We start from the raw sequence: 3,512 nt of genomic DNA, 5'->3' as shown, positions 1-3,512 counted from the left end.
GTTCATATTCCTGTACGTAATCGGCAAAATCGAAATCGTCATATCCGTGCTGGAGGATTTGGCTACTCGAGCGGGCATCCCTTCCATTTATCTAAAGACGATATTGAAAATAATTGGAATAGCCTACATTGCCGAGTTTGGTGCACAAATCGTGAGAGATGCGGGTCAAGAAGGTATGGCATCAAAAATAGAGTTTGCCGGCAAGGTGTTGATTCTCGTTATGGCTGTTCCCATTATTAGCGTTATCGTTGAGACGGTAATTGGCTTACTGCCGGACGGAGGCTGATGCGCATGATACAGCCTACTCAGGCCCACAATCGGGCCAAGCTGTTGCTGTTCCTCCTGTTTGCATCGTTCTTGCTCTCCTACGTCCCAGTCATTGGCTACGCGGAAAGCGCGAACGGAGTAGAGCCTGGCGAGATCGAACAACAACTAAGCCCTGAAAAATTGAGCAAGCAGCTTGCAACAGAGCAATTAGGCGGTTTAGATACGCAAGCAGTTGAGTCCTATTGGAACATGCTGCGAAGTGAGTATGGCGGTTTTTTTCCAGAACAAAAGATTCCGACTTTCATGGAAATGATTCTTCCTGGAGGTGATGGGCTAAAACTAACCGATATGCTGAAAGGCTTGCTTCGGTACATGCTGCATGAAGTGCTTTATAACGGCAAACTGCTCGTAACAATCGTCATGCTTACTGTATTCAGCATGGTGCTTGAAACTTTGCAGAACGCCTTTGAGCGAAATGCGGTTAGCAAAGTAGCTTACTCCATCACTTATATGGTCATGATCATTATTGCAGTTAATAGCTTTCATGTAGCGATTGGCTATGCGAGAGGAGCCATAGAGAGCATGATTCAATTCATGCTGGCGATGGTGCCATTGCTCCTCACCTTGCTTGCCTCTATGGGAAATATAGTTACTGTATCCGTGCTTCATCCGTTAATTATTTTTATGATCCATGCTGTTGGAACGACAATTTATACGGTTGTTTTTCCGCTCTTATTTTTCTCGGCGGTGCTCCATATAGCTAGCGCATTGACAGAAAAGTTTAAAGTAACACAGCTTGCTGTTTTGCTAAGAAATATTGGTGTAGGTGTTTTGGGTGTACTCTTGACTGTCTTTCTGGGGGTCATTTCCGTACAGGGAGTGACGGGAGCTGTGACAGACGGCGTTACGCTACGAACGGCTAAATTCGTTACTGGAAACTTCGTGCCTGTTGTAGGGAGAATGTTTTCGGATGCAGCTGACACGGTCATTTCAGCCTCGATGCTGGCCAAAAATGCGATTGGTTTAGCCGGCGTTATCGTATTGCTCTTTATAAGCGCTTTTCCTGCTATCAAAATATTAACATTAGCGCTCATCTACAACGTGTCCGCTGCGGTTATGCAGCCGCTTGGCGATTCGCCTATTGTGAATTGTCTGCAGACGATCGGAAAGACGATGATTTACGTATTTGCTGCACTGGCGGCCGTCAGCCTCATGTTTTTCCTCGCAGTAACGATTATTTTGACGGCGGGAAATGCGTCATTAATGGTCAGGTGAGGCAAGGAAGGAGATGTGATAGCTGTGGTTGCTTGGTTAAGCGACTGGCTGAGGGATATAATCGCAGTCATCTTGCTGGCGGGACTCGTCGAACTGCTTCTGCCAAACAAAGCGATGCAACGATATGCTCGGCTCGTTGTTGGATTATTTATTTTACTGACCATCCTATCTCCGATCCTTAGCCTTATTCAAGGTGATATTAGCTCCAAGCTGAATGAGGGGATGGAACAGTGGAGTAAAATGACTGAAAACAAGAGCACACAAATGGCCAGCCTGGATCAGATAGAGCAAAATGCTGAACGAATGAAAGAAAAGCAGGAAATTGAAGCAGCTAGTCTGACAGAGCGTACACTCGAGGACACTATGCGAAGGGAATTAACAGAACGTACCCATGCAAAAGTGAAGTCGGTTGATGCGCAGCTCAACTGGATCGTCYAATCAGGCAGGAAGACACCATACATTAATCAAGTCATCGTTACTTTAGAGTCTGACGATAGGCAAGTGAAAGGTGATTCGGAATCAGATTCTTCTGCTAAAGGTCAGGCAGTGGAGGATGTGCTCCCAGTTGCTGTTGACATTGATCTCGATTTAGAACTTAAGGACGACAGCGCGATTCTACAAACGATTCCGACACAATCGGAGTCAAGCACAGATGAAGAAAACTCCGCAACATACAAACAGCAGGCATCAGAAGAACGATGGGCACAAGCGGACCCTGAGACGGCTGCCGCAATTAATCGTTTGATCGTACAAGGCTGGGGTGTTGATGTGGAAAAAATTCATGTACGCCAACCATCGTTAAAAATGGCAATTCGATAATTGAACGTATGGAGAGAGGGGGTGCGGAGCGGTGGCCAAATGGCTGGAAGGTATTGAATCAGCTGTTGGCGGCGGTCCCAGTGGACCGAAACGGGTGAGAACGCTTAGAATGCTGCTTATCGTTGGCGGGATTGGAGCAGTGCTGATGATTATGAATTCATTTCTGACATTTAAGGATGTCGATCGTTCGGTGCAGGAGCCTATTCCGTTGCCACAGGATCAAGCGGCTTGGAACAATTCAGGCGGCTCATCCGGCTCTCCATTCGAATCAGTTGAGAGGCCAATGGAATTACGATTAAAAGATATTTTGGAGAAAATTGTTGGAGTCGGTACGGTGGATGTGCTTGTAACGATTGATTCTACAGAAGTTACAGAGTATGTAAGTGACACACAAGAGTCGAGGTCCGAAACGGATGAAAATGACCGCAATGGTGGTCGTCGACATATTACAACCGTCACGAAGGATGGGAAGATTGTCATGTACGAAGTATCAGGGGATCAGAAGCCCATTATTACTAAAACGATTAACCCGCGCGTTCGCGGTATTCTTATAGTCGCCAAAGGCGCGGAGAATGAAACAGTTAGACAGCTGATCACCCATGCGGTTGAGAAGGGTGTCAATGTACCGGTTAATCGAATCTCTGTTTTGCCAAGCAAGCAATAAACTAATTTGAAGAATTGGGGAGGCTGTTCTAATGAACACGAAAAGACAAACGGTGTGGCTTGTATCAATGCTTAGCTTAATGGTGGTGTTATCGGCGTATTATTTATTTACCCAGGATACATCTACGCCAGACGTGTTGACGGATGGTTCGCAAGTGGAACCGGTTGGTCAAAATGTTACGGAAGCAGCAACAAATAAAGATGGGGTTGTAGTGAATGGGGCCGAGGTGCCAAGCAGCAAGGAGACTATCAGTGATGCTGACCAAGATGTGCTTAATCAAATAAAAGAGCAAGGACTTGCTTCAGGCGGGTTGTTCAGCGAACTTATGGCGAAACGGGAATCGAAAAATTCCGATGAGGAAAACCGACTGATGGCAATAGTTTCTGAAACGCAAAAAAAACCTGAGGAAGCAACAGCAGCAATGGCCGCCGTTAAAGCATGAGCGGATTGCAGCGACTGAAGCCACCGAAGAAGGATTTGAAAACCT

5 protein-coding genes are annotated in these 3,512 nt (G+C 46.2%); all 5 read left to right on the top strand.

Translation table 11 applies throughout. The annotated features are described in order from the left end of the window. Nucleotides 1-286, top strand: a 286-nt coding sequence (gene spoIIIAD / locus AC1DWN_RS30575; protein ID WP_477562627.1) for a stage III sporulation protein AD, incomplete at its 5' end; no start/stop codon positions are given. Nucleotides 287-291: 5 nt separating this feature from the next. Beyond that, nucleotides 292-1,542 carry a stage III sporulation protein AE gene (spoIIIAE, locus tag AC1DWN_RS30570; RefSeq protein WP_477562626.1) on the top strand — a complete coding sequence of 417 codons (1,251 nt, stop codon included), beginning with the start codon at nt 292-294 and terminating at the stop codon, nt 1,540-1,542. Nucleotides 1,543-1,566: 24 nt separating this feature from the next. Then, the gene (spoIIIAF, locus tag AC1DWN_RS30565) at nt 1,567-2,361 is read left to right on the top strand and encodes a stage III sporulation protein AF (RefSeq protein WP_477562625.1); all 795 of its coding nucleotides are present in this window, start codon (nt 1,567-1,569) and stop codon (nt 2,359-2,361) included. A 31-nt stretch (nt 2,362-2,392) separates the two neighbouring features. Next, complete coding sequence (gene spoIIIAG / locus AC1DWN_RS30560; RefSeq protein ID WP_477562624.1) at nt 2,393-3,025, top strand: stage III sporulation protein AG; 633 nt, start codon at nt 2,393-2,395, stop codon at nt 3,023-3,025. 31 nt (nt 3,026-3,056) lie between these two features. Further along, entirely contained in the window at nt 3,057-3,467 is a 411-nt protein-coding gene (locus AC1DWN_RS30555; RefSeq protein ID WP_477562623.1) for a SpoIIIAH-like family protein, read from the top strand. The last annotated feature ends 45 nt before the right edge of the window (nt 3,468-3,512 follow it).

It is taken from the genome of Paenibacillus sp. P4_A7, from assembly GCF_056402455.1.
Note: the sequence above shows the minus strand (reverse complement) of the source record. Positions and strands in the feature narration are given on the sequence as shown.